Source organism: Sivoneniella epilithica UHCC 1019 (assembly GCF_040830845.1).
Classification (GTDB): Bacteria; Cyanobacteriota; Cyanobacteriia; order Leptolyngbyales; family Leptolyngbyaceae; genus ULC077BIN1.
The window spans coordinates 25,744-52,404 of sequence record NZ_JBFPDP010000018.1; the positions used below are offsets into that span (position 1 = coordinate 25,744).

The following is a 26,661-nucleotide window of genomic DNA, read 5'->3' on the forward strand; positions in this document are numbered from 1 at the left end:
CTTACCTGTCGTGTTGCAACTTCAAACTAAATTTCTGGTGTTGGGTTGACCATTGCAACAGTTTGTATTGGGTTGGCGAGTCCACAATCAAGGTGGGTAAGGGGTTTCCTAAATCGGCGATCGCCCGGTACTGTTGCCCACGTTCCGCAGAAACTTCGCTGTACAGCAATTTGCCAGCGCTAGAGAAAATCAGGGTTTTGGGCTGAGTCGGTGCGGCTTGGGGAGATCGCCCTGATGGTATGAGCGTGTTTAAGTCGTCGGGTTGAAGAGTCAAGATGACATCGGGTTGGGTGCCGCCCGTTAGGTTAGCAAGCTGAATCGTCCAATTACTGGCGAGTGGCTCTAGATCTGTCCAGGGAGAAAGGGCGATCGCCTGCTGTAATTCTTGTGTCAATGTCGGAATTGCTTTTGCGGCCCATTTTGGCTGTTGCTGCATCCAGTCACCTAGAGAAACCACATCAGGACTGAGCCATTGCAGGGCGGATTCTGTGAGGGCGAGAGCCTGAGATCCGGAATTACTGCCCATCGAAGCATCGCCAGAAATGAGCAGTTGCAAGCGATCACCTTGTAATCGGACGGCTTGAATGGTTGCCAACAGCGTTTGGGGTTCACCATTGGGTTGCCAGGTCACCAGTTGCAAGGTAGAAGTAGTGTCTAAGCCTAGCCGCTTCCAGAGCGCGATCGCCGCCGTGGGCAAGGTTGAAAATGAATCTGATTGCCAGCGATCGCCCGTATGAAATGCCGCGACATTGACTTGATACCAGTTTTGCTGCTCGGACTGAAGCGGCTTCTTGTCAGGGGGAAATAACCAGTCTGTTAAATTGACCTGAGCAATGGGTTGAACGGTGCCAATCATTCGGCTAGAACTGCTGGTGAGCGTGTCTGTAAACGCGGGATCAAGCCGTTTCGTCAACGCGGTGATTTGGGCAATTTCGGCAGCGGTGACTTTGGGTTGCTTTTTCAACCAGGCGATCGCGGCAGATTGCCCTTTTTGCGCCGTGAGCAACAACGCACCCCACGCTTTCACCTCCAGCTTATCCGAGCCGATTTGCCCAAATGCTTTGACCCGATTTTCCAGCCTGCCCCCATCCGCTTTTAGCACCTCTGCCGTTTCATGACTAGCAACCACAGACGATTGAAACACCTGCAATGCCCGCTCCCAGCGCCCATCGATCAAGTTTGCCAACACCTGTTGGCTGGGACTTGCCCACGAACTTTCTGCCTGACCTTGGGTCACCTGAGCGTGCCAGCGAATCAAATCGAACTGAGCTTGCGCCGTGCTAGACCATGCTTTAGCAGGCAATTTTCCCTTAAGCGACTCCAGCCATTTGAGGCTAGTTGACCATAGCCCGCCCCGTGCCAACAGCAGCGCCGACTGATAGGCAGAGTGTGGCAAAACGGACTCTGAAAGGGAAATCGCCTCCAACTGAACGGGGCTAGGCAAAAAGTTGAGCGGCTTAATGTGATAGATCTCAAACTGCGGCTCCATGCCAATGGTGTGATTGACGATCAGTTCCGGGTCGCTGCTGCCAGTGACTTGTTTCCAAATCGGGACTTCCCCCGTAGGGCTTGTCCACTGCAACTTTTTGCTGAGATGAAAACGGCTGGGATGGTAGTGAATGATTTGTCCATAAGCAAGCGTTTCATTGCCGCGATCGCGCTTGCCGCTGAGAGTTAGCCAAATCCCTTGAGTGGCTGGCACCGCTTCAGATCGCGTCAGGCTAGTCAACGGCAACGCTCGACTGGAGCCTTGGTTATCAGACTTGGCATCGACTAAGGGCGCGATCGCAAAGGATTCTTCAGGTCCCGCGATCGCAATCTGATCGACCAAAGAATATAGTGGCTCATGGGTCGCGGTTTTGCGATCCGTCGCCGTTTGATACAGCCGCAATGCCACAATTTGGTCACAATAATCGGTCTGGCAATTGGGGCGCTGCTCCAACACAGGTAGCAGCAGATCGGATACGGTCGTTCTGTCATCCATAAAGCTGACATTTTGACCCAACTCCAGCAGTTCTCCCGTCGTTTTTCCCTGACTGCGGAGCGCTGTCCGAATCGCATGAAGCGTTTGAGGCGGGTGTTCTGCCCCTTTCGACGGCATCCATCCAGGAAACCATTGACTCACCCAGCCTAACGACTGTGGATTGACGATTAGTTGCAGCGCTAACCAGCCACTACTCGCAATTCCACCACCGAGTAAAATCATCAGCGCGATCGCTCCGGCTACTCGGAACCCTTTTAAATTCGGCTTTAACGGATGAACCCTCTTTTTTGAGACACGCGATCGCGGTTTTGTTGCTAGTTGGACTGGTGGAGTGGGCGATCGTGCTGCAACCCCTGGCATGGCAGATTGGCGACTAACCCCAACCTGCGGACGATTAGACGGACGATTTGGCACGGAGGAACTCGATAACTGACGACTCATAGCACACAGGTATGCGAATTCGCCCCAATGTAGCGGCAATCAGCCCTGATGTCACGTTCCCTCACAAAACGTTGGGCAAGCCGTTGACCATTGACAGATGTAATTCTCTAAGAAGATGTGAAAAGTCCCAAAATGTCAGGCTGCTGATGAATGATAGAAAACACTTTTTAGACACACCTAAAACCCACCACGGTTTCTGGAAAGCCTCTGCGGTTGAATCAGAATTTTAGGCTCAAAATATCCTTAAACTTTATCTAAAAGTACTGGTCTATATTTTTCCTGTGAATTAATACAATGTCGGTTGCTATTTGCCTCAAACCCCAAACACCATTAGGGTTAGTTGTAGCGAAGCAGAGAGTCGAGATGTTTACTTCTCAAGAATCTACAGAAGCTTTGATAAGAAGCATTGATATGGAGATAGACAGTGCGGTGCGCTACGCCACTAATCTACGACAGGCAATTATTTTATTAGAAGATCTTCAGGCAAATTTTGTCCAGCCAGTTTTGGCAGAACAACTCGCTACTTCTAGACGTAATCTTGCGATCGCCGGGAACCAAATCGTCGAGATGCAGAGCAAGAAAAACACTCTTTTAGAAAAATCAGAGCAAGCGAACACCACACCAAAACTTGGCTCTGTTTATCACTTATCGGGTCAATAACTTTCCAGTCTTTTCTGCAAAAACTGCCCCCACTGGGCAGCAAGAGGCGGCTCAGTAAAGGGAATACGGATAGACTCTGCACCGTTGGTATAAGAAAACTCTAATTCAGCGCGTCCTTTCGGTGGCGGATTATTCCAATCGGCTACTTTCCCATTCACTAGCAGTTGAATCGACTGCACCTGCTTGAGGGAAAACGTTTTCGTATCCACAATGCCTTGAGACGTGGGAGTACCCCAAGTTAACTCATCGCCCTGTTGCCCAATCACCGCATACAAATCATACTTTGCCCGTTCAAACTGCTCCGCCCACAGCCGATATGCCTCAACCTTTTGATATTCCTTCCAGCCAGCCCACGCTAACCCGCAAAATACCGCCAACAACGATAACCAAAAAAGACCACGTTCCATAGGAAGGGGAAAAGAAAAGTTTTAAGTTTTGAATTTTGAGTTCAAAAAATGTTCAGTGTTTGTTTGCCAATAAAAAGTGTTTCCACAGATAAGACGGCTACCATAGCAGACGAACTACTACTTTTCTAAGCCTACAGGTTTAGACAACGCTATAAATCCTTTTTCTATTCACGCGATATGCAACTTTCCTGAAACAACGCAAACACTCCCCTTACCCTAGCCCTCTCCCGCAGGAGAGGGAACCAGAGATTTCTTGGAAGCCCCTCTCCCACAGGAGAGGGTTTTGGGGTGAGGGTTCTTAGTTGCACCATCGCGTTATTCGCCATTCGTCTCTTAGCTCTTGCCTCTTGCCTGCTTCTTGTAACGATCGCAATATAGTTCCCTGCCACTTTCGATAGAGGTGAGCTAAGGTAGTAACCAGTCTTGACTAGGCGGATGGCATGAAGAAGTTGTTGCTGGTAGTTTTGTTTCTTGTGGGATTGGGTTGGGCGCTGACCACCTTTCCAGGGTTAGCCGTTGAGGGCAGCTACAACTCCATCATCCTCGACTTTCGGGAAGATGTGGGGGCGGCGCAAATTGAGAGCCAGATTGACGCGATCGCGAAAACCTACAGCACTTCTCCTCATTACAACAGCGAGTTTTCCCTAGCAGATCACATCTTCATCATGCCAGGAGACAAAAAGCTACTCGACAAGCTGAGAAACTCTGATCTCCGCAAGTACACAGAATTCATTGAGCCAGACTATCTTTACCGTACCTATGCCGTGCCCAACGACCCGGAATATGGCAAGCAGTGGAACATGCGGAGCATTAACGTGGAGACAGCCTGGGATCAAACTAAAGGCAAAGGCATCACGGTTGCGGTGATTGATACGGGTATTAGTCAAGTGCCCGATTTATTAGATACCAACTTTGTTGCAGGTTACGATTTTGTTAACGATCGCACCAGTGTGAGAGACGATAACGGGCACGGCACCCATGTGGCAGGCACGATCGCCCAGGCAACTAACAATAAGTTTGGCGTTGCCGGAATTGCCTATGAAGCAAATCTGATGCCGCTCAAGGTTTTGAGTGCTGAAGGGGGCGGCACCGTTGCTGATATTGCGGAAGCGATTCGGTTTGCGGCGGATCAAAAAGCCGATGTAATTAACATGAGTTTGGGCGGTGGCGGGGAAAGCCAGTTGATGAAAGAGGCGATCGACTATGCCCACAGTAAAGGCGTGGTGGTGGTTGCGGCTGCGGGGAATGCCGGACGCAATGCGGCGGAGTATCCGGCGCGCTATCCCCATGTGATCGGCGTGTCGGCTCTGGATGCCGCAGGCAGCAAAACGCCCTATTCCAACTATGGCGCTGGCATTGATATTTCGGCTCCAGGAGGGTTAATCGACGGCGAAGACAAAACGGGCGGCATTTTGCAAAACACGCTGAATCCGCAAACGGGGGAATCGGTGTTTGAAGCTTTCCAGGGAACTAGCATGGCGGCTCCTCATGTATCTGGCGTGGTGGCGTTAATTAAAGCGGCTGGCGTGACCAATCCTGATGAAATTGAAGAAGTGATCAAACAGTCGGCGTTGGTCGTTCAAGACGACAACCTGAATCACTTTGGGGCAGGCAAACTAGATGCCGCTGCTGCCGTGAAGCTAGCGGCTCAAGGCAAGATTTCCTTTCAAGACTTCTTCCGCTGGCTGCGGGATAATGGCTATCTCAATCCTCGCTTCTGGATCGATGGGGGGGTAATTGCCCTCGGACCCAAACTGGCGATGGTGCTAGGCTCCTATCTACTCGCTTGGCTGCTGAAGATCTACTTTCCTTTCGCTTGGACGTGGTCGCTGTCTTCTGGCTTAGTCATGGGCAGCACGGGTCTCTTCTTTCTGCGCGGCGTTTATTTGTTTGATGCGCCCCAGTGGCCCTTTCGGCTCATGGGAAGTTCGCTAGCGGAGATGGGAAGTACGGTTCAATTGAGTGGTGGACTCAATCCATTTTTTGCCAGTATTTTGATTCCGTTAGGGTTGGTGTTGCTGCTGTTGGGTCATCGCACTTGGAAGGGGTTCGCGATCGGAAGCGCGATCGGAATGGCAGTGTTTCTGGCGATCTCGGCTGTCACTTCACCGGCGCTCATGTGGCTAGGGGATGGCATCATGGCGCGGCTATTCCTAGCAGTGAATGCAATTCTTTGTTTCGCGTTGGCACGGCTTGTTGTTAAACCAGAAGGACGGATCGCATGAGCATTCACGTAGAAGGCACAATTGAGCGCAAAGGCTTTGGCATGGGCACTTGGGCGTTAGTCAGCAGTAAGGAAACTTACGAATTGCATAAAGCACCTGCCGATCTGCAAAAAGCCGGACTAAAGGTCAAAGTATCAGGTCAGATCCGCGAGGATGTGATGACGATCGCCATGATCGGTCCTGTGTTGGAAGTCGCTAGTTTTGAAGTAGTCAATTAAGAGTAGTGTCTAGAAAATCAGGCGGTATCTCACTATTTGAAAGTGACCTGAATCAAAGGGCGTGGTTTTGGCTCTGTTTGGGCAGCATTTGATAGGGCTATTTGATAAAACCGAGAGTGTGAAACATTTTTTTACTTATTTTGTTTACGAGTACTTTTGCTTAGGTTGATCAACTTTTCTGCTCAGGTAGTTGAACAGTAAATGTACTTCCTAATTCTAATTTACTGCTCACGGTCAGTAAACCGCTATGGGCATGGGCGATCGTCTGTGCAATGGCTAACCCCAATCCAGTTCCGCCTGTCTTGCGAGAGCGATCGCTGTCAACACGGTAGAACCGATCAAAAATTCGGGTTTGTTCTACGGCTGCAATCCCAATTCCAGTATCTTTTACGGTGATCAATGCCATGCGATCGCGGGTCGTTAAACTAACGACTATCTGCCCCCCATTCGGTGTGTATTGAATCGCATTCGCTAATAAGTTTGACACCAGACGGTAAAGTTGGGATTCGTTCCCTAAAACATAAACTTCATGATTGGGTATGTGATTGGTGAGGTGAATTTTAGCAGTGGTTGCAAGCTCTAAAAATTCCTCGGTCAAATCGCTAATCAAGTCATTGAGGCAACAAGGCTGAAACGGCTTGGGCGACGGGCTATGCTCAAAACTGGTCAAGAAGAGTAAATCCGCGATCAAATGGCTTAGTCGTCGTCCCTGCCTCTCAACTGTATGGAGCATCATGGGAACATCATGCTGATAGGCTGGCGGTAAGCGGAGAATCGCTTCCACTGTCGCCAAGAGGCTGGCAAGGGGCGATCGCAGTTCGTGGGCAGCATTCGCGGTGAACTGTTGCTGTTGTTGGTAAGACTGATAAATTGGCTGCATTGCTAATCCTGAAAGCCACCAGCTAGACACGGCAATTAAGCCTAATGCAATCGGGAACCCAAGCAACAATGTCCATTGCATTCGATTCACTTCTGCGTCAAACGGTTCTAGATTCCGCCCAAGTTGCAAGTAACCCCAGGAGGAATGCGGGTGAGGATGGGAGTGTGAAGTGTGACGGGCACCTGCACTGTGCAAGATCGTTGTGAATTGCTGGTAACGGGTGCTATTGGCGCTTTGCAGTGTTTGCGAGGGTGTCGCGTGTAAAATGGGTGGCAAATCGGCGGGTTGATTGGGTGAGAAGGCGAGAAGTTTGCCGTGGTGATCAAAAAGACGAATGTAGTAGGTGCTGCGATCGCTAATGCCAGTGGTATGTCGTTGAATTAACGTTGGGTTGGTGTTACAAGGTTGTCTAGCTAGACAAAGTTCTGGCAAAATGCGGCGTAACACTGCCGTTGGGTCTTCTGAAGCAGGCAGCATCGGTTCCAGGCTGTCATGAAGCGTACCCGCGATCGATTCCATTTCTCGTTCCATTGCAGTCCAATTAGACTGAACCAGCGATCGATACATTCCCAGCGCCGACAGGCTCAAAATCGCTCCCATGACCACGGCATACCAGAGGGCTAAACGAGTCCGGCTGCGACGAAACAGTTGGTGGCTGTTCATGATGACAATTCACAGAGCAGTGTTGAAACGATAGCCCTGACCCGAAATGGTTTCGATCGGGCAGGTACAGTCGTAACTCGCTAATTTCCGTCGCAATAACCGCATTTGAGCGGCAACGACATTACTAATGGGTTCCTCATCCAGATCCCAAAGTTGATGCCGAATTTTGCTGCCGGAAATAATGCGATCGGGATTTTGCATCAGGTAGGCGAGAATCTGAAATTCCTTCACGGTTAACGGAATCATTTGGAACGGTTGAGTAGTAGCGATGGATAGGGCATTGTTGGCATAGTCAAGTGTGAATGCGCCAATTGTTAGGTTTTGGGGCTGGAGTTGGGGCGATCGCCGCTGAAGTGCCCGCAACCGCGCCAATAACTCTTCCATGACAAACGGCTTAACCAGGTAATCATCGGCTCCCGCATCCAACCCTGCGACTCGATTCTCCGATTGCCCCAAAGCAGTCAGCATCAGCACAGGTAAAGGATTTTGGTGCAGTCTCAACCGCTGACATAACTCCAACCCGGATAGCTCCGGCAACAGCCAATCGACGATCGCCACGGTGTAATCTGTCCACTGGCTTTCCAGACAATGCCATGCCTGAGCGCCATCGGGCACCCAATCCACGACATATTTTTCGCCGACTAGGACTTGCTTGATTGCCAGCCCCAAATCCGCTTCATCTTCTACTAACAGCACTCGCATTGTTTAAGAGGGTCAATCACAAACTTCATTCTACCGAAGCTGCTTTCATCCCTGGTAAGCCTCAACTTTGTGACAAATTTCATTATTTCACGAGGACTGTAGTGACTGGCATGAATAATGGTTGTTAATGAAACCAACGGCTTAATCTGTGCAGTTAATCTATCGATCTCTCATCATCCTAGTGATATCACGGGTCTAAACGGTGCAGCATCTATGCCCCTAGTTGAAGCCGTTCAAATGTCGTTACAGCCCCGAAGAGAACCCATTCAAATCCGATTTGGGTTTAGCTGACAAAAACTTTACGTTTTCATGAATGAGACGGATGATGGCAAAGACTCTATCATCCGTCTCATCGATTGTTACCGCTGCTGACTAGACTGCGATAAAGCTAGAGCGGGTAATGGTGTCTGCCTGAACACCCGTGAGGATGGCTAAGGCATCCCCCGTGCGAGTTAGACTGACCAAGGTATCGCTCGCTATTCCTGAAGTGGGCGCGATCGTCAGTTGGTTAAAGCGCAAGCCGCTAGGTAGAGCGATGAGATCCATGCCGACTTCAAAATCCGCGATCGTGTCGGTTCCAGAACGACGACTGATCACGAAGGTATCGCGTCCAGCCCCTCCATACAGAAGGTCATCGCCTAAACCGCCGTTGAGGTAATCATTGCCCTCACCCCCATACAAGATGTCGTTGCCAGCGCCACCGAACAAGCGATCGTCTCCGGCTCCGCCGCGCAGCAGATCATTGCCACCCAAGCCATAAATCGTATCGTTTCCGCCCTGTCCGTTGATCACATCATGGGAGTTGTTAAACCCAGTGACATCGTTGTCTAGATCGTTTAGGAAGGTGACGGAGTTGCGGTTGAAGATACGATTGAGGGTTGCGTTTGCATCAAACACATCGAAGCTGTCCTGAATGGCGATTTGACCATCGAACAGGATGTTGCCAATGTCGATCGCTGCCCCCGTGCGCCGCTGTAGATTATCCAGATTATCAAGCTGAAAATCTTTGAGGGTCACTTTCGTGTTTTCAGCGCCTGCAAAGGTGAGTTCTAAATCACTGCCAACTTGAGTCAGCAACAGGTTTCGAGCGACCAAATCAGCACCCGTGAACTTCAAGCTATCGGCTTCTGCCACCGTTTGAGCCGTCGGGTTTACGCCACGTCCCACTCCACCAAAATGGGTGATGGTCAGTTGTTCGCCCAGATCCACCTCAAAGCTGCGCTGACCTCTGGCTCCGTTGGGCAGAAGCGTAAACCGAGATACCAGCGGCTCGTGGTCGCTAATTTGGTCAGCAAATTCGGAGTTAATGTGAACCACATCGAATTCAGCCGTGGCATTGAACAAACTGTGGCTAACCAGAATGTGATCCAACACCTGGGAGTTGCCATCGAAAATGTAGGTGTATTGCTCGTTGGCAGGCAACAGATCAAACAGATTGACCAATGCCTGATCGCGGGTTAACACCTGCAAGGGGCGCGAGAATTGGAAGTCGTTTAAGTCACCCGCCACGACCACGTTGGCATTGGCATCGAGATGGAGGATCTCATCGACAAACCCACGCACGATTTGCGCCTGCTGGAGTCGCTGCGCTTCGGTGGTAAGGGTGGGTGGCTGGAATTGCCCGAACAGCGGCTGGTCGCCCCCTTTCGAGTTGAAGTGGTTGGCAATCACGAATACCTGGTTGCCACCGTTGAACAGAAATTCACCCACCAGCGGTTTGCGCGAACTGTCGAATGCGGGGTCGGTGGGGTCAATTCGTCCGGGGCTGGTAGAGAGTTCTACGCCAAATGCACCATTAACGACAGTGGTATCAACCAGAGAACCGCCACCGGGACGATCGACAAACGTCACGCGATCGGGATTGAACAGGAAGCCGACGCGAATGTTGCCGCCGGGTTGTCCGCCATCCTGATTGTTTACAGGATTGATTTGGCGGTACTCGTAACGGGGTCCACCTGCCGCCGCGATAGCGTCAATCAATCGCTGGTAGGTCAGGTTAGCATCCACAACGCCGTCGTTCGCTGGACCGCTATTGTCCTGGATTTCCTCAATCGTCAGAACGTCAGGAGTTTTGAGATTGTTGACGACGCGATCGGCAAGTGCCGCAAACCGGGCTGCACCGCTGGCAGGACTGAGGTTTTCCACGTTGAATGTGCCAACTGTGAGTTGATTGACATCCCCTGTCAATTCAGTTGTTTCTCTGGTCAGACCGCCCGAAATCACACTGGGCAAGGCTTCGGTGTTGAGCAGTTTGAAGTTGCCAAAGCTGTAGTCGAGAACCCCCGTGACCGGAGCCGAGAAGCGATCGCCCACATTCACCTGGGGTGGATTGCTGACGATGGCATCATCAATGATGATCCGTTCCGGGTTGAAATCGTTCGGCTGGATGTAGATACCGCCGCGTGCAGTGCGAGGACTTGCATCTGCGCCGTTGTCTGCCAACACTGCGATTTCACCAAAGTTATTGGTCGGGCTGACAGCGATCGCATTGTTGACCTGGACTCGCATTCCTTCCAGTCCTTCGTAGAAGTCGATGCCGTTCACGGTTGGATTAAAGACAGAACCAGGATTTTCGACGCTGCCACCCACGACACCGCTACTGATCACTTGATTGGGTGGAATCCGTCCACCTGCACCAATGATGGTTGCCTCTGGGAGTGGATTGCCGCTGGAAACCACGCGGAAGGTGGCAGTTGGATTTCCGGCTCCACCAATTTGAGTCGTGGTTAAGTTTGTGCTCGTTGCGCCGCCAGGACGAAACTCGCCGACAGTGCCATTTACCAATACTGCATCTCCGACGTTCACCGTTGGGCGGCTATTGGTGAAGACAAAGACGGCTTCTGAGGTGGCAGGATTGCTATCGGGGGTGGGGTCTTGAACATAGAATCCGTTGTTGCGGATTGCCGTCACGATGCCAGAGACGTTGCTGACGGTTTGTCCTTCTAGGGGCGATCGATGAGCGGTTCCTTGAATATCGCTGATCCGGGTGGGTGGATTGAACTCGAAGATTGAAACCGTGTTGCTGATCTCATTTGTCACCACGAGCAGCGGCTTGCCATTTGGACTGGTTCTGGCATCAATAAAGGTCAAGCCTTCGGGTCCAGCATCGGTTTCGCCGGAGGTGGGATCAACGCTGAAATCTCGCGGGTTGATGTACTCGACGAACACAGGTTGACGCGGATTTGTGACTTCATAGACCATGACACCCCCGATCCGCTCTAAGCCAACGAAGACATAGGTGCGATCGTTCACCGTTGCCACAGTCAGCCCTTCTGGTTCTGGACCTTTGTTGTCGCTGCGATCGTCGAAGTTATTGGCTTCATGGTTTGAGTTGAAGTTGGCAGGGAGGGCGGCGGCAGTGAGCCGCTCAAACTGGTCGCCACTGTCGTAGACCAGATTGCCCGCAGCATCTCGAATTGAGAACGATCGCCCGCCAAACACTTCAATCCGCTCGAATAAACCATCGCCATTGGTGTCACCGGAAGCAGTGGAAACAACGAGGCGACCCAGGTTGGCGTTTTGCTTTAGTTCGGCTGCGTTCGGAAATACCGCTGGATTCAGTTTATAGCTGCTGCTGCCTAAGCGCGCTTCATCGGCAAATCCGGTATAGTCTCGCGTATCACCTTCGTTGGCGGTGACTAAGTAGGTTTTCCCATTAACCGTAAAGCTACTGATCGCGTCGGGTTGATAGATGCCGAAGATGGGCTGGTTGCGAATGTTGATGGCAGAGTCGCGATCGCTAGCATCCAGTCCGTTGCTTTGATTGAACTCAAGAATGCCCAGCTTGATCGTTGGATCAACTGAAGCAGGCGATAGAACCCCGCCGCTGGCAGCACTGCCACCCACGCCGAAGTCGTTATCGTTAATGACTGCGAAGGTATTGGCATCAATTTTGGCGAGTCCTTCGATTTTCTCTACATCTGTATAGCCAAGCGCGGCAGCATTCGTCACTAGCCGCTTATCCACGGGACGCAAATTGGCTGTACTTAATTCTGCAACCGTCAACTGTTCGATCGTCTTGCCACCCACGCCAGCGATGCCGTTGATGTTGGTTGCTCCTAAGAGATCGATTTCGTAAAGTAGCTTGTTTGCCTGGGTACTATCGCGATCGTCCCGCTCAATCACCAAGAACTTGCCATTGCCGAGGGAAACCGCGTCGCCAATCTTGTCGGTTCTCGCGTTGCCAGCCCCGCTGATGCTGTCAAGAATATAGAGGTATTCCCCTGTAACCGTGTTGGTGGAAATATCGAACTCTAAGATTCTGAGGTTGCGAGAATTGCGAGAGGTTGTATCGCCCGTCGTATCGGGATTGTCGATCGCGCTTTGAATAAAGGCATAGAGTTTGTTGCCTTCCAAAGCGATCGCTTCAAAGCCGCGATTAGTACGACGCTGGGCATACACTTCTGGCAATGCTGGAGTGCCAAACTCGCCCGTTGCCGTGGGGGAACCCTGGGGAATGAAGCGATCGATTAACCGCCCTTGGGGGTCGAAGTGATAAATGCCAGGACGATACTCATCCACCATCCAGAAACTGCCATCGGGGGCGATCGCAATCCCTTCAAGATCGCTACCCAACGGATCATTGGCTAACCGATTGCCAAACAAATCGACTCCTACTTCGTCGTTAAAGGCGGTTCCTGCCGTACCACTTTGCACGTTCGGTAAGCCCGTTAGGGATGTGCCATCGGGACGGGTCAAGCCAATCTGCTCGATAATCGCGATTTCGCCCGAAGTCCGATTCAGTTCAAACCGCACCAGTTGCGGCTGAAAGTTGGGCAGTGCAAACGGACGTTCAGACCTAGTTGGCTCCCCATTGGGACCGCGATCGGTGTGAGTAATGAATTTGAGATTGCCATTTGCTGCAACGCCTTCAAATGCCAATCCAGAAAAACCACCCAACCGAATGTCCTGACCTGCTACCGTTTGACTCGGATTGTTAGGATTGACGGTTGCCGTCGTTCCCAGCACCGGTAAATCCGTAAACTCATAGTTGGTGAGCGCAGGCAATCCTTTGCTGTGATCCTTCAAGCCCAGCGGCAAAATGTTGGTGACTTTCGCGGTGGCAATATCCACTACGGCAAGCGCGTTATTCTCCTGAAGCGTCACCCAGGCAGTTTTTCCATCGGCTGAAATGGTGATGTATTCCGGCTCCAAGTCTTGAGCAACCGTGGCATTGGGTCCCGTGATTCGCACATCTTTCGCTTGCAGATCAGCCTTCAGACCATTAAAGCCTTCAAACCCGGCTGTCTGCACGGTTGCGTTGGCAACGCCATGGCTCAAGTCAATAATGCTGACTGACCCGACGGGATCAACAGAATCCGGTTGATTGTAGCTGTTGGGTTCGCCTTCATTTGCGACCAATACTTTCGTGCTGTCGGGCGTGAAGATCAGCATATCGGGCAGTGCGCCCACCGTCACCGCGGATTGAAACGTGCCATCTGTTTTGAAAAAAGCGACTGTGCCAGGATTGGTTTTCACGTTGGCTTCGATCGCGATCGCCACCAATCCATTACTGATTGCAACACTTGTGGTTCCAGCCCCAAACGCCGACACATCCAGCGTTTGCACCAGGGTTGGATTGCTGGGATTGCTCAGATCCAGCACTTGTAGGGTGGTGCGTCCCCCCGACACAAACAGGCGCTTTGTTGCAGGATCATAGGCTGAAATTTCGGCTCCTGCGCCTGCAAAGGTGGAGATCGGGCGGAGAACCCCCCCGTTGGCAGACGGAATTACGGTGATAGTATCGTCATCTCGAAGTGCATTTGTAAAGGTAGAAGGATTACCTGCCCCTGGATTGGAGCTAGAGAGGGTTTCAATTTGAGAGACCATTGGTTGCGGTTTGGTGGTGTGTAGTTGCTTTGAACAAATTTGCTCTAGACCTAAAGCCTGAACGTTTTACTCATCCCACACCAACGTTAAGAAACGACTAACCCACTCTTAAATACCCGTATTTCTACTTAAACATTACGTCTACTTCATATTCTTGAAGATTGTGTGAACTGCAATTAGTAAACTGCAATTAAATGTTGCGATCGCCCCATCTAAACCACGTCCAGATCGAAAACTGAAGATTTTTCCAGCAAAATCCCTCGGGATTGACGCTCACACCCAAGAAGCAGCAATGTTCATCATCGTTGTTCATCTGCTTCCAGATCAACGGGTTGACCCGATAGCTGCGCCCTCAACAAGTGACTGCCCCGGATCGCGCCAACACAGTTATCCAGGCTACCCCGACTAATGGAAAAGCGAGCGTGGTTACTTGCCATCACTTCCTGTAAGTTTTCCTCTACAGAAGAATCTAGATCGAGCCAGTCAATGTAATCCGAGGAGACATGATCGCTCTAATCGGGCGATCGCCCAGTCGAAAAACTCGCTCCACCATTTCGTGTTCGGCTTCCTCAAACATCCCTGATTCTGCTCCTCGAATCAGGACTTTGATTTCTTCTTCAGTAATTTCGGGTTCATTAGAAGCTTTGACTTCCAGCAGATTGAGCAGGGTATCGGTTGAAATTCCAGACAATCCCATGCTTGAGCGCCATCTAGCACCCAATCCACGACATATTTTTCGCCGACTAAAACTTGCTTAATCGCCAGTTCTAGATCCACTTCATCTTCTACCAGCAGAACTCGCATTGTCCAAAAATTAACCACGAGTTTGATTTTATCGAAACTGCTTCAATTTCACCTGAATTTCATCCCCCCTTTGGCAGACTAGAGAAGATTTTTGCTCAACTCACGTCGTTGTGAGGAGGTAACATGAAACGTTTTCCACTCATTAGTTCCATATTTGCAGTTGGTTTAGCAATTAGTACACCTACGGTTGGGCTTGCCCATGTTGGGCATGGGGATGAGTTTCAGGCAGAAGGGGGTGTGCAGCGGGTCAAGGTAAATCCTGAAACCGATCAAATGTTGGGGATTGTGGTTACGCCGATCGCCTCTGCTACGGATGGAAGCGCTACTGTGATGATTCCCGTGACCGCCTTAGTGGATGCCGATGGCAGGCAGCTCGTGTTTGTGCAATATGAGAATTTTTATGAGCCAGTTCCGGTCAAAACAGGGGCGACGAAGGGCGAGTTGCTAGAAGTTACAGAAGGGTTAGCGGTTGGGGAAAAGCTTGTGACTCAGGGCAGTTTGTCGCTGTTTGCAGAATCACGCAAATCTCAAACTGCCACGGCTTCTCCCAATCCTGTGGCTGCCTCTCCCAAGCCGGTTGCCTCTCCCCAAAGTGAAACCGCTCCGACTCAGACCCAACAAGGTGGGTTGCCGATGGGAGCGATCGCCGCTGTTGGGGGTGTAGCCGTTTTGGTTGGAGCGATCGCTGTTGCCAGCACCCGTAAGAAAAAGAGTGCTTTCTCTGATAGGGATGGTCGATAATTATGTTCAACTCTCTTCTGAATCAAACGCTCAAAAACTCGATCGCGCAGCGGTGGTTCATTGTCATTTGTGCAATTTTGATTACGGTATGGGGGGTGTTTAGTGTCACCCAAATGCCGCTGGATGTGTTTCCCGAATTCGCCCCGCCCCAAGTGGATATTCATACTGAGGCGACTGGACTTGCCCCTGAAGAAGTCGAATCGCAAATTACGGTGCCGATCGAAAGTGCAGTGAACGGCTTACCGGGAGTCACGACGGTGCGATCGTCTTCCAAGGTGGGGCTGTCGATGGTGCAGGTGGTGTTTGACCAAGATGCCGACATTTACCGAGCGCGGCAATCGGTGACGGAACGGCTGCAACAGGTGACGAATCAACTGCCGGAAGGGGTACATCCTCCTGAAATTTCCCCCCTGGCATCGCCATTGGGCACCATTTTGATGTATGCCTTTACGATCAAGGGGCAGGGGCAAACCGACCTGATGGATTTGCGCCGCTTAGTGGATAGCACCCTGAGCAGCCAAATTTTGTCGGTGCCCGGAGTCACGGATGTCACCATTTACGGCGGCGATGAACGGCAAGAACAGGTGTTGGTTGATCCAGCAAAACTGCGATCGCGCAATGTTTCCCTCACGGAAGTCACCGATGCAGCTAGAGGCGCAAACTCAAATGCTCCGGGTGGTTTTTTGATTGGGGGTGGTCAAGAACTCTTGGTGCGCGGCATGGGACAGGTGCAATCCATTGAGGATTTGCAAGCGTCCGTTGTTAAAGTCCAAGACGGTAAACCCATCTTGCTCAAAGATGTGGCAGAAGTCACAACTGGAGCCGCATTGAAACGCGGGGATGGTAGCTTTAACGGGCAGCCTGCGGTCGTGATGATGGTGAATAAACAGCCCGATGTGGATACACCAACCGTCACCAAAGCCGTGGAAGCGGTGATGCGATCGTTGCAGCCAACTTTTCCAGCGGATGTGCAGGTAGCACAAACCTTCCGGCAATCAAACTTTATCGACTCGGCGGTGGGGAATGTTGGTAAATCCTTACTTGAAGGCATCCTGATTGTTTCGGTGATTATGCTGCTGTTTTTGATGAATTGGCGGACGGCGGTGATTACCCTGAGCGCGATTCCATTATCGTTGTTGATTGGGTTAATGTTGATGAAAGCCTTTGGCTTGGGCATCAATACCATGACGCTGGGCGGGTTAGTGGTTGCCATTGGCTCGGTCGTCGATGATTCGATCGTGGATATGGAAAACTGCTATCGCGGACTCCGCACTAATCAAGCACAGGGCAACCCCAAGCACCCCTTCCAAGTGGTGTATGACACCTCGGTGGAAGTGCGGCTAGCGGTGATTTTCTCGACAGTGATTATTGTTGTGGTGTTTGCCCCGATCTTCAGTTTGACGGGCGTGGAAGGGCGAATTTTTGCGCCGATGGGGGTTGCCTATTTGCTCTCTATCGCGGCTTCAACCCTGGTTGCCATGACCCTTTCACCTGCCCTCTGTGCGATTTTGCTGGCGAACCAAACCTTGCCGCAGGAAGGCACGTTTATTTCCCGCTGGGCAGAACGGCTGTATCGTCCGTTGCTTAACCTCTCAATGCGATCGCCCCAAATCATTTTGGGATTATCACTCGCTGCCCTCGTTGCGACTTGTGCGATTGTGCCCTCACTGGGGCGAGTCTTTCTGCCGGAATTTCAGGAAAAATCGATGATTAACTCGATGATCTTATTTCCGGGTGTTTCCCTGGATATGACCAATCGGGCAGGCATCGCCCTTGCCAATTCGCTTAAGGATAATCCGCTGTATGAGTGGGTGCAGGTGCGCGCTGGACGTACTCCCGGTGATGCGGATGGAGCCGGGGTGAACATGGCGCATGTGGATGTGGAACTGAGCGATGCAGCCATGAAAGACCGAGAAGCCAGCATCAAACAACTGCGCGAGGCATTCCTGAAGTTGCCCGGTGTTGCCCCGAATATCGGCGGGTTTATCTCACACCGGATGGATGAGGTGCTGTCTGGCGTAAGAAGTGCGATCGCGGTGAAAATCTTTGGTCCTGATTTAGCCGAACTACGACGCATTGGGGAACAGGTGCGCGATGTGATTGAACCGATCGCCGGAGTGGTCGATTTGCAGCTTGAACCACAATTGCCGATTCGCCAGGTGCAAATTCAATACGATCGCGCTGTCGCGGCAACCTACGGATTGAGTATGGCGCAGTTGTCAGACGTTGTAGAAACTGCTCTCAATGGTCGAGTCGTGTCGCAGGTAGCAGAAAATCAGCAGTTGATTGATATTGCGGTTTCATTACCAGAATCAGCGCGTAACAATTTAGATGCGATTCGGGCAGTTCCCATTTCTACGCCTACGGGACAAATCGTAACCCTCGGCACCGTCGCCAAAGTGGATTACGGCATGGGAGCCAATGTCGTCAATCGCGAAGATGTCTCGCGTCTAATCGTGGTTTCAACCAACGTCGCAGGGCGTGATCTCGGCAGCGTGGTAGGTGATATTCAAGCACAGATCCGGCAAAAGGTGCAGTTGCCCAATGGCTACTTCATTCAATATGGTGGGCAATTTGAGGCAGAGCAAAATGCCTCGAATAACCTGCTAATTTTTAGCATCCTGGCAGCGATCGCCATTGCCGTGCTGATGTTCTTCTCCGTAAAGTCGCTACCTGCGACGATCTCCATCATGATCAACTTACCACTGGCGTTAGTGGGTGGCATTGTTTCGATCCTCTTAACAGGTGGTGTAATGTCGATCGCGTCCTTGATTGGCTTTATCACTTTGTTTGGAGTTGCGACTCGGAATGGCTTGTTACTGGTAGATAACTACAACAACAAGTTTGCTCAGGGAATGCACCTGAAAGATGTGATTACGAAAGGGTCACTTGAACGGGTGAATGCCATTTTGATGACAGCGTTGACTTCTGCCCTGGGGATGCTGCCGTTGGCGATCTCTGGTGGAGCCGGAAATGAAATTTTGCAACCGCTGGCGATCGTGGTCTTAGGAGGATTATTCACCTCAACCGCGTTGACGTTGTTAGTCATTCCTGCCATTTACGCCAAATTTGGCAAGTGGCTGGTTCCTAGACAAAAAGATGATGATGCCATTGATATCGATTTTTCAATGAACACGACTTCACAACCCCAGTAAGCTCAAAGTTGTAGTTTTTTAAAGATGAAGCAGAGGCGCGATTGGGTGAACGGAGGCGATCTCACCTTTGTTCTATTGCTTTTAACTTCTCTGGATTGACGGCTGCAAAAATTGCTGATATGCCCCTTACAAGTCTTAAGCCGTAAGGTTTCTAGTGATAAAATCTCGAAATGCGTAATGGAGAAGACAATTCGTCCTTTTACGTGCGGGTTCCAGCGCGAGTTTTAGGCTGTCTGCGAGGGGATGAAATTACCATTACCCTATTTCCTGGGCATGGAATAGTGGGAACAGAATCAATCCAGACCCGTCTCATTCCTGAAAACTTAAGAATGCCCAATAGTGAGCTTTATGTGCTGTTCAAACATCCTGGCGCAGAAATGATCCGAGTCTTGCACCTTGGTGAATTCTGCCCAGAAATCGATGGGAGTTATGAGTGAAACCCAACTGAATCTGGTTGTCATCCGCTCGGCTAACATTGACCAATCTGCTGCCTTCTATCAACAGATCGGTCTGTCTTTGATCAAACATCGACATGGCACTGGTGTAGAGCATTTTGCTAGTGAAGCGGGTTGTGTCACTTTTGAGATTTATCCATACACTTCTGGAAGTGTGCCAACAATAGCAACTCGGCTAGGATTTCAGGTGACTTCTGTAGATGCCGTTGTCTGTGAACTCAAAAAGTGTGGTGCTTTAATCCTTTCATCGCCTGCTAATTCACCTTGGGGATGGCGTGCCGTCGTGGCAGACCAGATGGACATCGAATAGAGTTAACGCAGATCCAATAACTTTGGTTCCATCAAGCTGAGACAACGCAATATTTCTTCACCATTAGTGTTTACAAGTCTTAAACTGTAAAGTTAGATGGCATTAAAGTTAAAAGCTTGCGCCTTGCATCTTAAGCTAAATGCGTGGGGTACTGGTATCTGTGGAGAAAATACATGGACTATTTCATATTCCGCATTCCGTAGCCCCTAGCTTCCTAGGCAAAATGAACGATCACACACCGGGTTCATGCATTCATGAAAGAGAGTAGGCTCCCTGCGCTTCAACGCTTAAAGCAGGATTTGAAGAATGACCTGATTGCCGGGTTGCTGGTGATTATTCCGCTAGCAACCACGATTTGGTTAACTTTTGCGATCGCAAGCTGGGTGATTGATTTTTTGACGCGCATTCCTAGTCAGGTTAATCCATTTGATGGACTGAATCCTTCGCTAATCAATGTATTAAATTTACTGTTAGGGCTGGCAGTTCCCCTATTTTGTATTTTGTTGATTGGCTTGATGGCACGCAATATTGCCGGACGTTGGCTGCTCGACATGGGAGAGCAAATGGTGCAGGCAATTCCGCTAGCAGGAGCCGTCTACAAAACACTGAAACAATTGCTAGAAACTCTGCTAAAAGATTCCGGTAACCGATTTCGCCGGGTGGTGTTGGTGGAATATCCGCGTCCCGGCATTTGGTCGTTGGGCTTTGTGACGGGGGTGATTAGCGGCGAAGTGCAATCTCATTTTCCCCGATCGATGTTGAGTGTTTTTATCCCCACGACTCCGAATCCCGCCACGGGCTGGTATGCGATCGTCCCAGAAAGTGAAGTGATTGATCTGTCTATCCCGATTGAAGATGCCTTTAAGGTGATTATTTCTGGCGGAATTGTGAGTCCAGAGATGGCACTCCCCAATTCATTGCCGCCCTCTAGCCGTCGTCCTTTAGATGCCTTGATGGAACCGAATCGACAGGCGATCGCCCTTGAGGAAGACTGAACCGATCAAACATCTGCTAAACCTTGTTAAGATGACTGGGCTGGGATTCAAAACTGAAGCCAGTCTTTTTTTTGGGATGCCATCATGCAAGCTCGTAGAATTGCGCGGGAATTAGCCCTGTTAAGTATTAGCCAGTTGCCTGCCACTCAGGAAAATCTAGAAGCGCAGCCTTTACAAAATGTGGTGGTAGCAGCCGTGCGTACCCTAACTTCTGAAGTGCAAGATGCATTAGAAACCGCCTCAGCCGAGTTGCAGCAAAGCAATACGCGACTGCTGAATAGTGAAACTCGTGCGGCAGATGTGGCTAGCGCCCATGCCATGGTGACTGAGGCTCTAACGCTGACTCAAACTGCCATTAACCGCTTAGGGGCTGCGATCGAACTGCCCGAAATGGTTCAGCTTGCCAATCAGCATGATGTTCGTGCCTATGCACTGGAAATCATCCAAACGGTCAAAGCCAATCGCCAAGAAATTGACCAAATGCTGACGGATGCGCTGGTCGATTGGCAGTTAGGGAGACTGGCAACTATTGATCGCGATATTCTCAAGATCGCAGTGGCTGAAATTGGATATTTGGCAGTTCCTCAGAGAATTGCCATTAATGAAGCCATCGAACTGGCAAAACGCTACAGCAGTGAAGATGGACATCGATTCATTAACGGTGTGCTACGTCGCGTTGTCGATCGCGTTAGGACAGAAAGCAAATCTCCACAAAATGGGTAAAGTTCGATCCATTGTTTCGGTTGCAACACGTTTAAGGGAAGGGCAATGACATTTGATTGGTTTCGCCGCCGCCACGATAATGAGGAACCTAAACCCGCTGCTCCGGCGGAAGTTGAACCCGCTCAGCCGGATGCTGAGGCTGTTGCCCCACCCGATGACCAGCTGAAGTGGGCAAAAATTGCCTACGAAAACATTCGCAAACGCCAGCAAGAAGCCGCACAAGCAGCAACGGAAACTACGGAAGCTGAGATCGCCGAACCTGTTGAGATTGAAGAAGTTGGTTCTCCTGAAATAGTTCAACCGGACAGCGATCGCCCTGAACCCGTCGATGCGATCGCTGAAGCTGCGCCTGAACCTGTCGAAGTTGCGATCGCTGAACCTGAAATTTCTGAGCCTGAACCCGTCGAATCTGCGATCGCTGAACCTGAAACTGAGCCTGAACCCGTCGAATCTGCGATCGCTGAACCTGAAACTGAGCCTGAACCCGCCACTCCCTTACCGTTCTGGGCAGCCGCCGAAGCCGATCGCCAAGCCCGACTCGAAAAACTCCGGGAAACCGCAATTCCCGTCCCCGAACCGACCCCATCCGTTCCCCCCACTCCTCTCCCCACCCTCCCCTCTACTCCCCTCCCCGACCTCACTCTCGACGAAGGCTTTCTCTGGTCTGCCGAAGTTCTCGCTTCTCAGGGTCGCAGCGCTGATGATATTTCCCTAGAAGAAATCACTTGGCTGAACAAACTACGGCAAGGGTTAGACAAAACCCGACGCGGACTGATTAACCAACTGCGGGCGATCGTGGGGCAAGGTCCGCTGACTCAAGATGCTGTCATTGAAATCGAGTCGGCGTTGCTGCAAGCAGATGTCGGCGTTGCCGCCACCGATGCCATTATTGCCGCCCTGCAACAGCGCTTAAAAGCCGAGGTTCTGCCCCCTGATGCTGCAATTACTTATCTCAAAGAAATTCTGCGCGACATGCTTGATCGCCCCCTAGAGAACACCGTCAGCGCCACCTTTGCACCCAAACCCGACACCCTCAACATCTGGCTCATGACCGGGGTAAACGGGGCTGGCAAAACCACCACCATCGGCAAACTGGCACACATCGCCCAAAAATCGGGCTACAAATGCCTCATTGGTGCTGCCGATACCTTCCGGGCTGCGGCAGTGGAGCAAGTCAAAGTGTGGGGTTCTCGCAGTGGCGTAGAAGTGATCGCCAATCCCGGCAAAAATACCGATCCGGCTGCTGTGGTTTTTGATGCTATCACCGCCGCTCAATCACGAGGCAGCGATCTACTCCTGATCGACACGGCAGGACGGCTACAAAACAAAAAAAATCTGATGGATGAACTCAGCAAAGTGCGCCGAATTATCGACAAAAAAGCGCCCGATGCTACCGTGGAATCCCTGCTCGTGCTAGATGCCACCTTGGGACAAAACGGCTTGCGTCAAGCAGAAGTCTTTTCAGAAGCGGCAAAGCTGAGCGGCGTAGTTCTGACCAAGTTAGACGGCACCGCAAAAGGCGGCATTGCTCTGGCGATCGTCCAGCAACTTGGCTTACCCATTCGCTTTATCGGTGCAGGCGAAGGCATCGAAGACCTGCGCCCCTTTTCCAGCTACGAATTCGTTGAAGCTTTGTTGAACGGGTAGGGTGTAATGAGTTTTACGAAACGCACACTCATTACGTCTAGTTTGACCCCCTGTCTTTTGACAACCCGGATCACACCCCGTATGTTGAAGTGTTCTTGTATGTTGAAGTGTTCTTAACACTTTTTCTGATTGCTGAAGCAGGCAATTAATACCGTTTTGAGTTTTGAGTTTTGAGTTTTGAGTTTTAAATTGTAGAAGCTTTACTCAGTCATGGTCTCAACCTAAGATCTGTCGCAGCCTCTATTTAAACTGTTATGAGGTAGGAGATTCAGTGGATCTGCTGTTGATGATGATTTTGGGGTTTCTTGGCAGTTTTGGTCACTGCGTTGGAATGTGCGGTCCGTTGACGATCGCATTTTCACTCTCACAAAAAAACTCTGCTGCTCCAACCTGGCAACAATCGCTCTACTTTCATGGACTCCTGAATCTGGGTCGAATTTTCAGCTACGCCGCGATCGGCGCTGGAATTGGAGCGCTGGGGTCAGTGCTGATCGCAGGCGGACAGCTTGCCGGAATTGAAAGCGACTTGCGGCGAGGACTTGCAATTTTTACAGGCGTTTTGCTGATTTGGATGGGATTGGTTCAAGTTCAACCCGGTCTACTGCCTAAAATTCCGTTGCTGCATCCCTTTCAAGCAAAATTCCATCAAACCTTAAGCGCCGGAATGAGCAAGTCGCTTCACGCCCAGCGGTGGACTCCGCTGTTATTAGGGCTAACTTGGGGACTGGTGCCCTGCGGTTTTCTATACACTGCCCAAATTAAAGCCGCAGAAACGGGCAGCCTATGGCAGGGGATGGTCACCATGCTGGCATTTGGACTCGGAACGCTGCCTTCCATGCTGGGAATTGGCGTATCTGCGTCGTTGCTGAGTGCCGATCGCCGCAGTCAACTGTTTCGCATGGGCGGCTGGGTGACAATCGCGATCGGGCTGCTGATCTTGCTCCGCACCGGGCAGATGGAAGACTACACCGGGCATGGAGCCTTAGCGCTCTTAATGCTGGCACTGGTTGCCCGTCCCATTAGTCGGCTTTGGGCAGCCCCGCTCAAATATCGCCGCGCTCTGGGTGTGGGCGCATTTGCGCTTGCTGTTGCCCATAGTTTGCACATGATTCAGCACACTCTCAACTGGAACTTTGATGCCGTTTCGTTCATGCTGCCAGAACAACAAACCGCGTTGTGGGCAGGGATGATCGCGCTGGTTTTAATGACTCCTGCCGCACTCACAAGCTGCGATCGCGCTGCAAGTTTATTAAAACGCTACTGGCGGTGGATTCATCTGCTCACCATTCCAGCCCTGATTTTGGCAGTGGGGCATACCCTGTGGCTCGGCGATCGCTATTTTGGTGCTTTGGAGGTATCTGGAGCGCAAACTGGATCAGCGTTTTTGCTGGCTGGCTTAACGCTATTGGTGCTATTAATTCGCCAACGTTGGATCTGGTCACTTTTATCATTGGAGCGATTTTATGCACCGATTCTTAAATCGAAGTAAAGATGTGGGGATATTACTAATTTCTCTGCTGCTGGTTGCACCTGTTTTGGCACATGAAATAAAAACTTCAGCAGCGAGAGATGTTGCGGCAACTTTTCATATTGAACCGAACCATAATCCCACTGCCGGAAAACCCTCCACAGCCTGGTTTGCTTTGACCCGTCGCGGTGGGCAAGTAATCCCCTTGGCTCAGTGCAATTGTCAACTTGCCGTTTACCCGGTTCCTCGCAAAGCGAGAAATGCTCCACTCATCAAACCCACGTTGAGCAAGTTCAACATTGAACGATATAAAGGGGTTCCGGCAACAACTATCACCTTTCCCAAAGCAGGCATCTATGAATTGAAACTGAGCGGAACCGCAAAACCAGGAGCTAACTTTCAGCCGTTTAGTTTGTCTTATAGGGTCACTGTTGGCGGTTAGAGACGAGTGACGAGATACAAATGGCGAGTGACAAATGGCGAGTGACGAATGGCGAATGGCGAATGGCGATTACGCTAACAATTCCCCCGTTTCTTGCAGCGAGTGCAATCGTTGGTACATGCCGCCATGGTGCAGCAGTTGATCATGGCTACCCACTTCTACAATCCGTCCGTGTTCCAACACCACGATTTTGTCAGCTTCCCGCACCGTGCTAAGGCGGTGAGCAATGATGATCAGCGTTCGGGTGCCCAGCAGCGATCGCATTGCCAATTGAATCGATCGCTCCGACTCATAATCCAAACTAGAAGTCGCCTCATCAAACACCAGCACATCCGGGTTCATAATCAACGCACGGGCAATCCCCACCCGCTGCCGCTGCCCACCCGACAAGCGCACCCCCCGCTCCCCAACCGTAGTTGCGTAGCCTCTGGGCATTTGACGAATAAACTCATCCGCTTGAGCAATCCGGCAAGCGTCCTTCACCTGCTCCACTGTTGCATGAGGATTGCCATAGGTGAGGTTATCTAGCAACGTGCCGTTGAAAATGTCTACTTCTTGATGGACGATCGCCAACCGCTGACGATATGCCGTAATATCCAGTCGCCGCACATCTTCCCCATCCATCAAAATAGCACCGCTTTCTGGCTCAAAATAGCGGAACAGCAGTTTCACCAACGTGGATTTACCTGACCCCGATCGCCCCACCAATGCCACCGTTTGGCAGGGTTCCACCCGCAGGTTAATATCTTGCAGCACCGGACGACCCGGCACATAGCTAAACGTCAGATGAGAAAATTCCACCTTGCCCGTAAAGTCATACGTTGGCGCAGATAGCGGATCGATCACTAAATTACCCGCATCTTTTCCTGCCGGAAGTTGCATAAACTCATGAAACCGAATCATGGAAGCATAGCGACGAGCAAATACTTCTGCTAGTTGGCTCAGGGGTTCCACCTCGGCATATGCCATGCCTGAAACCGTCAAAACGGTAATAAAATGCCCGATCGAAATCTGATTTTGAACGGCTGCCCATAAGGTCAACGCCAGCACCAAAAAAACACAGGTTTGAACGATAGTGCGTTCGTAGGTGCCCAAAATGACATAGCCTTTGTGAATTCGATAATTCAACACTTTAAATTCGCGATCGATTCGCTGCTGCTGCCGCTTTAGCTCCTCCGACTCTGTGGCAAATGCCTTCACGGTCTTAATGTTCGTAATAATCTCCGAAGTGCGACTTTCCGTATCCTCCATATATTTATCCAGCTTTTCCTCTTGATCTGCCAGATCTTTTAAGCCCAACGCACTGAAGCTCATAATTCCCACAAAAGAAACGAGCAGCAGCAACGCAATTTTCCAGTCGATCAACCAAATTACAACGAAAATACCCACCACACGGAATAACTTGGGGATCAACTGCCCGGTGATTTCTGGATAAGTCCATGTGTGATTGGCTAAGCCCTTTGCTACCCGCGAGGCAATTCGTCCTGGATTGTTTTCGTCATAAAATTCCAGGGGCAGCGTCAAAACTTTCTCTAAAGACTTGCGGGCATAATCTCGCCGCGCCCGAAATGCAATACTCCAATTAAACCAAGCACCGAGCCAAGGCTGAATGGGTGCGCGTCCCACAGAGACGATGCCAATCATCAGCAATAACATGATTAAAGACAACGATTTATTCTGAGGTTGCCCTGTCAGATTTGCCGCGATCGCCACGATTTTTTGCACAGGGCGATCGAGCGGTTGGCTAGACAACACATTCAAAATTTGCCCGATCGCATAGGGCACAAACAGATCAATAATTTCAAACAGGCTGATTGCCACAACGCTGAAAAGCGAAATCAGCCAATAGTTGCGGTAATAAAAAATGACATCTCGAAACTTTGCCATAACCCCTCTCTAACAAACCCTGACT

General features: G+C 50.8%; 21 protein-coding genes. 13 read left to right on the top strand and 8 right to left on the bottom strand.

Annotated features, from left to right (window positions below):
• Window position 1: 1 nt before the first annotated feature.
• Window positions 2-2,425 (bottom strand): hypothetical protein, encoded by a 2,424-nt coding sequence (locus tag AB3R30_RS12865; protein ID WP_458649592.1) that lies wholly within the window; start codon window positions 2,423-2,425, stop codon window positions 2-4.
• A 294-nt stretch (window positions 2,426-2,719) separates the two neighbouring features.
• Here AB3R30_RS12865 and AB3R30_RS12870 point away from each other — a divergent pair, with 294 nt between their 5' ends.
• The gene (locus AB3R30_RS12870; RefSeq protein ID WP_458649593.1) at window positions 2,720-3,085 is read left to right on the top strand and encodes a hypothetical protein; all 366 of its coding nucleotides are present in this window, start codon (window positions 2,720-2,722) and stop codon (window positions 3,083-3,085) included.
• On the opposite strand, the gene AB3R30_RS12875 is transcribed toward AB3R30_RS12870, so the two are convergent.
• Complete coding sequence (locus tag AB3R30_RS12875; protein WP_458649594.1) at window positions 3,079-3,492, bottom strand: hypothetical protein; 414 nt, start codon at window positions 3,490-3,492, stop codon at window positions 3,079-3,081. The genes AB3R30_RS12870 and AB3R30_RS12875 overlap by 7 nt on opposite strands.
• Window positions 3,493-3,932: 440 nt before the next feature.
• On the opposite strand from AB3R30_RS12875, the gene AB3R30_RS12880 reads away from it, so the two are divergent.
• Together AB3R30_RS12880 and AB3R30_RS12885 are read left to right on the top strand one after the other, a co-directional pair.
• Entirely contained in the window at window positions 3,933-5,717 is a 1,785-nt protein-coding gene (locus AB3R30_RS12880) for a S8 family peptidase (RefSeq protein ID WP_458649595.1), read from the top strand.
• Window positions 5,714-5,935: a hypothetical protein gene (locus AB3R30_RS12885; RefSeq protein ID WP_458649596.1), complete on the top strand. Its 222-nt coding sequence runs from the start codon at window positions 5,714-5,716 to the stop codon at window positions 5,933-5,935. Before AB3R30_RS12880 ends, AB3R30_RS12885 begins: the two co-directional genes overlap by 4 nt.
• A gap of 169 nt (window positions 5,936-6,104) precedes the next feature.
• On the opposite strand, the gene rppB is transcribed toward AB3R30_RS12885, so the two are convergent.
• Together rppB and rppA are read right to left on the bottom strand one after the other, a co-directional pair.
• The gene (gene rppB / locus AB3R30_RS12890; protein WP_458649597.1) at window positions 6,105-7,478 is read right to left on the bottom strand and encodes a two-component system sensor histidine kinase RppB; all 1,374 of its coding nucleotides are present in this window, start codon (window positions 7,476-7,478) and stop codon (window positions 6,105-6,107) included.
• Window positions 7,479-7,487: 9 nt separating this feature from the next.
• A complete protein-coding gene (gene rppA, locus AB3R30_RS12895; protein WP_458649598.1) occupies window positions 7,488-8,180 on the bottom strand; it encodes a two-component system response regulator RppA in 693 nt (230 codons plus the stop codon).
• A 117-nt stretch (window positions 8,181-8,297) separates the two neighbouring features.
• On the opposite strand from rppA, the gene AB3R30_RS12900 reads away from it, so the two are divergent.
• Window positions 8,298-8,471 carry a hypothetical protein gene (locus AB3R30_RS12900; RefSeq protein WP_458649599.1) on the top strand — a complete coding sequence of 58 codons (174 nt, stop codon included), beginning with the start codon at window positions 8,298-8,300 and terminating at the stop codon, window positions 8,469-8,471.
• Window positions 8,472-8,552: 81 nt separating this feature from the next.
• Here AB3R30_RS12900 and AB3R30_RS12905 read toward each other — a convergent pair whose 3' ends face one another.
• The 3 genes from AB3R30_RS12905 to AB3R30_RS12915 form a co-directional block, all read right to left on the bottom strand.
• Window positions 8,553-14,009, bottom strand: a complete 5,457-nt coding sequence (locus AB3R30_RS12905; protein ID WP_458649600.1) for a choice-of-anchor I family protein — start codon at window positions 14,007-14,009, stop codon at window positions 8,553-8,555.
• 299 nt (window positions 14,010-14,308) lie between these two features.
• Entirely contained in the window at window positions 14,309-14,446 is a 138-nt protein-coding gene (locus AB3R30_RS12910) for a hypothetical protein (protein WP_458649601.1), read from the bottom strand.
• Between the two features lie 32 nt (window positions 14,447-14,478).
• On the bottom strand, window positions 14,479-14,706 hold the full coding sequence (locus AB3R30_RS12915; RefSeq protein WP_458649602.1) for a hypothetical protein: 228 nt from the start codon (window positions 14,704-14,706) through the stop codon (window positions 14,479-14,481).
• A 230-nt stretch (window positions 14,707-14,936) separates the two neighbouring features.
• Here AB3R30_RS12915 and AB3R30_RS12920 point away from each other — a divergent pair, with 230 nt between their 5' ends.
• The 9 genes from AB3R30_RS12920 (at window position 14,937) to AB3R30_RS12960 (ending at window position 24,749) form a co-directional block, all read left to right on the top strand.
• Window positions 14,937-15,554, top strand: a complete 618-nt coding sequence (locus AB3R30_RS12920) for a hypothetical protein (RefSeq protein WP_458649603.1) — start codon at window positions 14,937-14,939, stop codon at window positions 15,552-15,554.
• Window positions 15,555-15,556: 2 nt separating this feature from the next.
• The gene (locus AB3R30_RS12925; RefSeq protein ID WP_458649604.1) at window positions 15,557-18,709 is read left to right on the top strand and encodes an efflux RND transporter permease subunit; all 3,153 of its coding nucleotides are present in this window, start codon (window positions 15,557-15,559) and stop codon (window positions 18,707-18,709) included.
• Between the two features lie 170 nt (window positions 18,710-18,879).
• Window positions 18,880-19,146 (top strand): hypothetical protein, encoded by a 267-nt coding sequence (locus AB3R30_RS12930; RefSeq protein ID WP_458649605.1) that lies wholly within the window; start codon window positions 18,880-18,882, stop codon window positions 19,144-19,146.
• A complete protein-coding gene (locus AB3R30_RS12935) occupies window positions 19,139-19,474 on the top strand; it encodes a VOC family protein (protein WP_458649606.1) in 336 nt (111 codons plus the stop codon). Before AB3R30_RS12930 ends, AB3R30_RS12935 begins: the two co-directional genes overlap by 8 nt.
• A gap of 254 nt (window positions 19,475-19,728) precedes the next feature.
• Window positions 19,729-20,469 (top strand): DUF502 domain-containing protein, encoded by a 741-nt coding sequence (locus AB3R30_RS12940; protein ID WP_458649607.1) that lies wholly within the window; start codon window positions 19,729-19,731, stop codon window positions 20,467-20,469.
• A gap of 84 nt (window positions 20,470-20,553) precedes the next feature.
• A complete protein-coding gene (gene nusB / locus AB3R30_RS12945) occupies window positions 20,554-21,192 on the top strand; it encodes a transcription antitermination factor NusB (protein WP_458649608.1) in 639 nt (212 codons plus the stop codon).
• Window positions 21,193-21,237: 45 nt separating this feature from the next.
• Window positions 21,238-22,839: a signal recognition particle-docking protein FtsY gene (ftsY, locus tag AB3R30_RS12950; RefSeq protein ID WP_458649609.1), complete on the top strand. Its 1,602-nt coding sequence runs from the start codon at window positions 21,238-21,240 to the stop codon at window positions 22,837-22,839.
• Between the two features lie 271 nt (window positions 22,840-23,110).
• Window positions 23,111-24,328, top strand: coding sequence for an urease accessory protein UreH domain-containing protein (locus AB3R30_RS12955; RefSeq protein ID WP_458649610.1), 1,218 nt, complete (start codon window positions 23,111-23,113; stop codon window positions 24,326-24,328).
• Entirely contained in the window at window positions 24,303-24,749 is a 447-nt protein-coding gene (locus tag AB3R30_RS12960) for a hypothetical protein (protein ID WP_458649611.1), read from the top strand. The genes AB3R30_RS12955 and AB3R30_RS12960 overlap by 26 nt, the downstream gene beginning before the upstream one ends.
• A 69-nt stretch (window positions 24,750-24,818) precedes the next feature.
• On the opposite strand, the gene AB3R30_RS12965 is transcribed toward AB3R30_RS12960, so the two are convergent.
• Window positions 24,819-26,636, bottom strand: a complete 1,818-nt coding sequence (locus tag AB3R30_RS12965; protein ID WP_458649612.1) for an ABC transporter ATP-binding protein — start codon at window positions 26,634-26,636, stop codon at window positions 24,819-24,821.
• Between the last annotated feature and the right edge of the window lie 25 nt (window positions 26,637-26,661).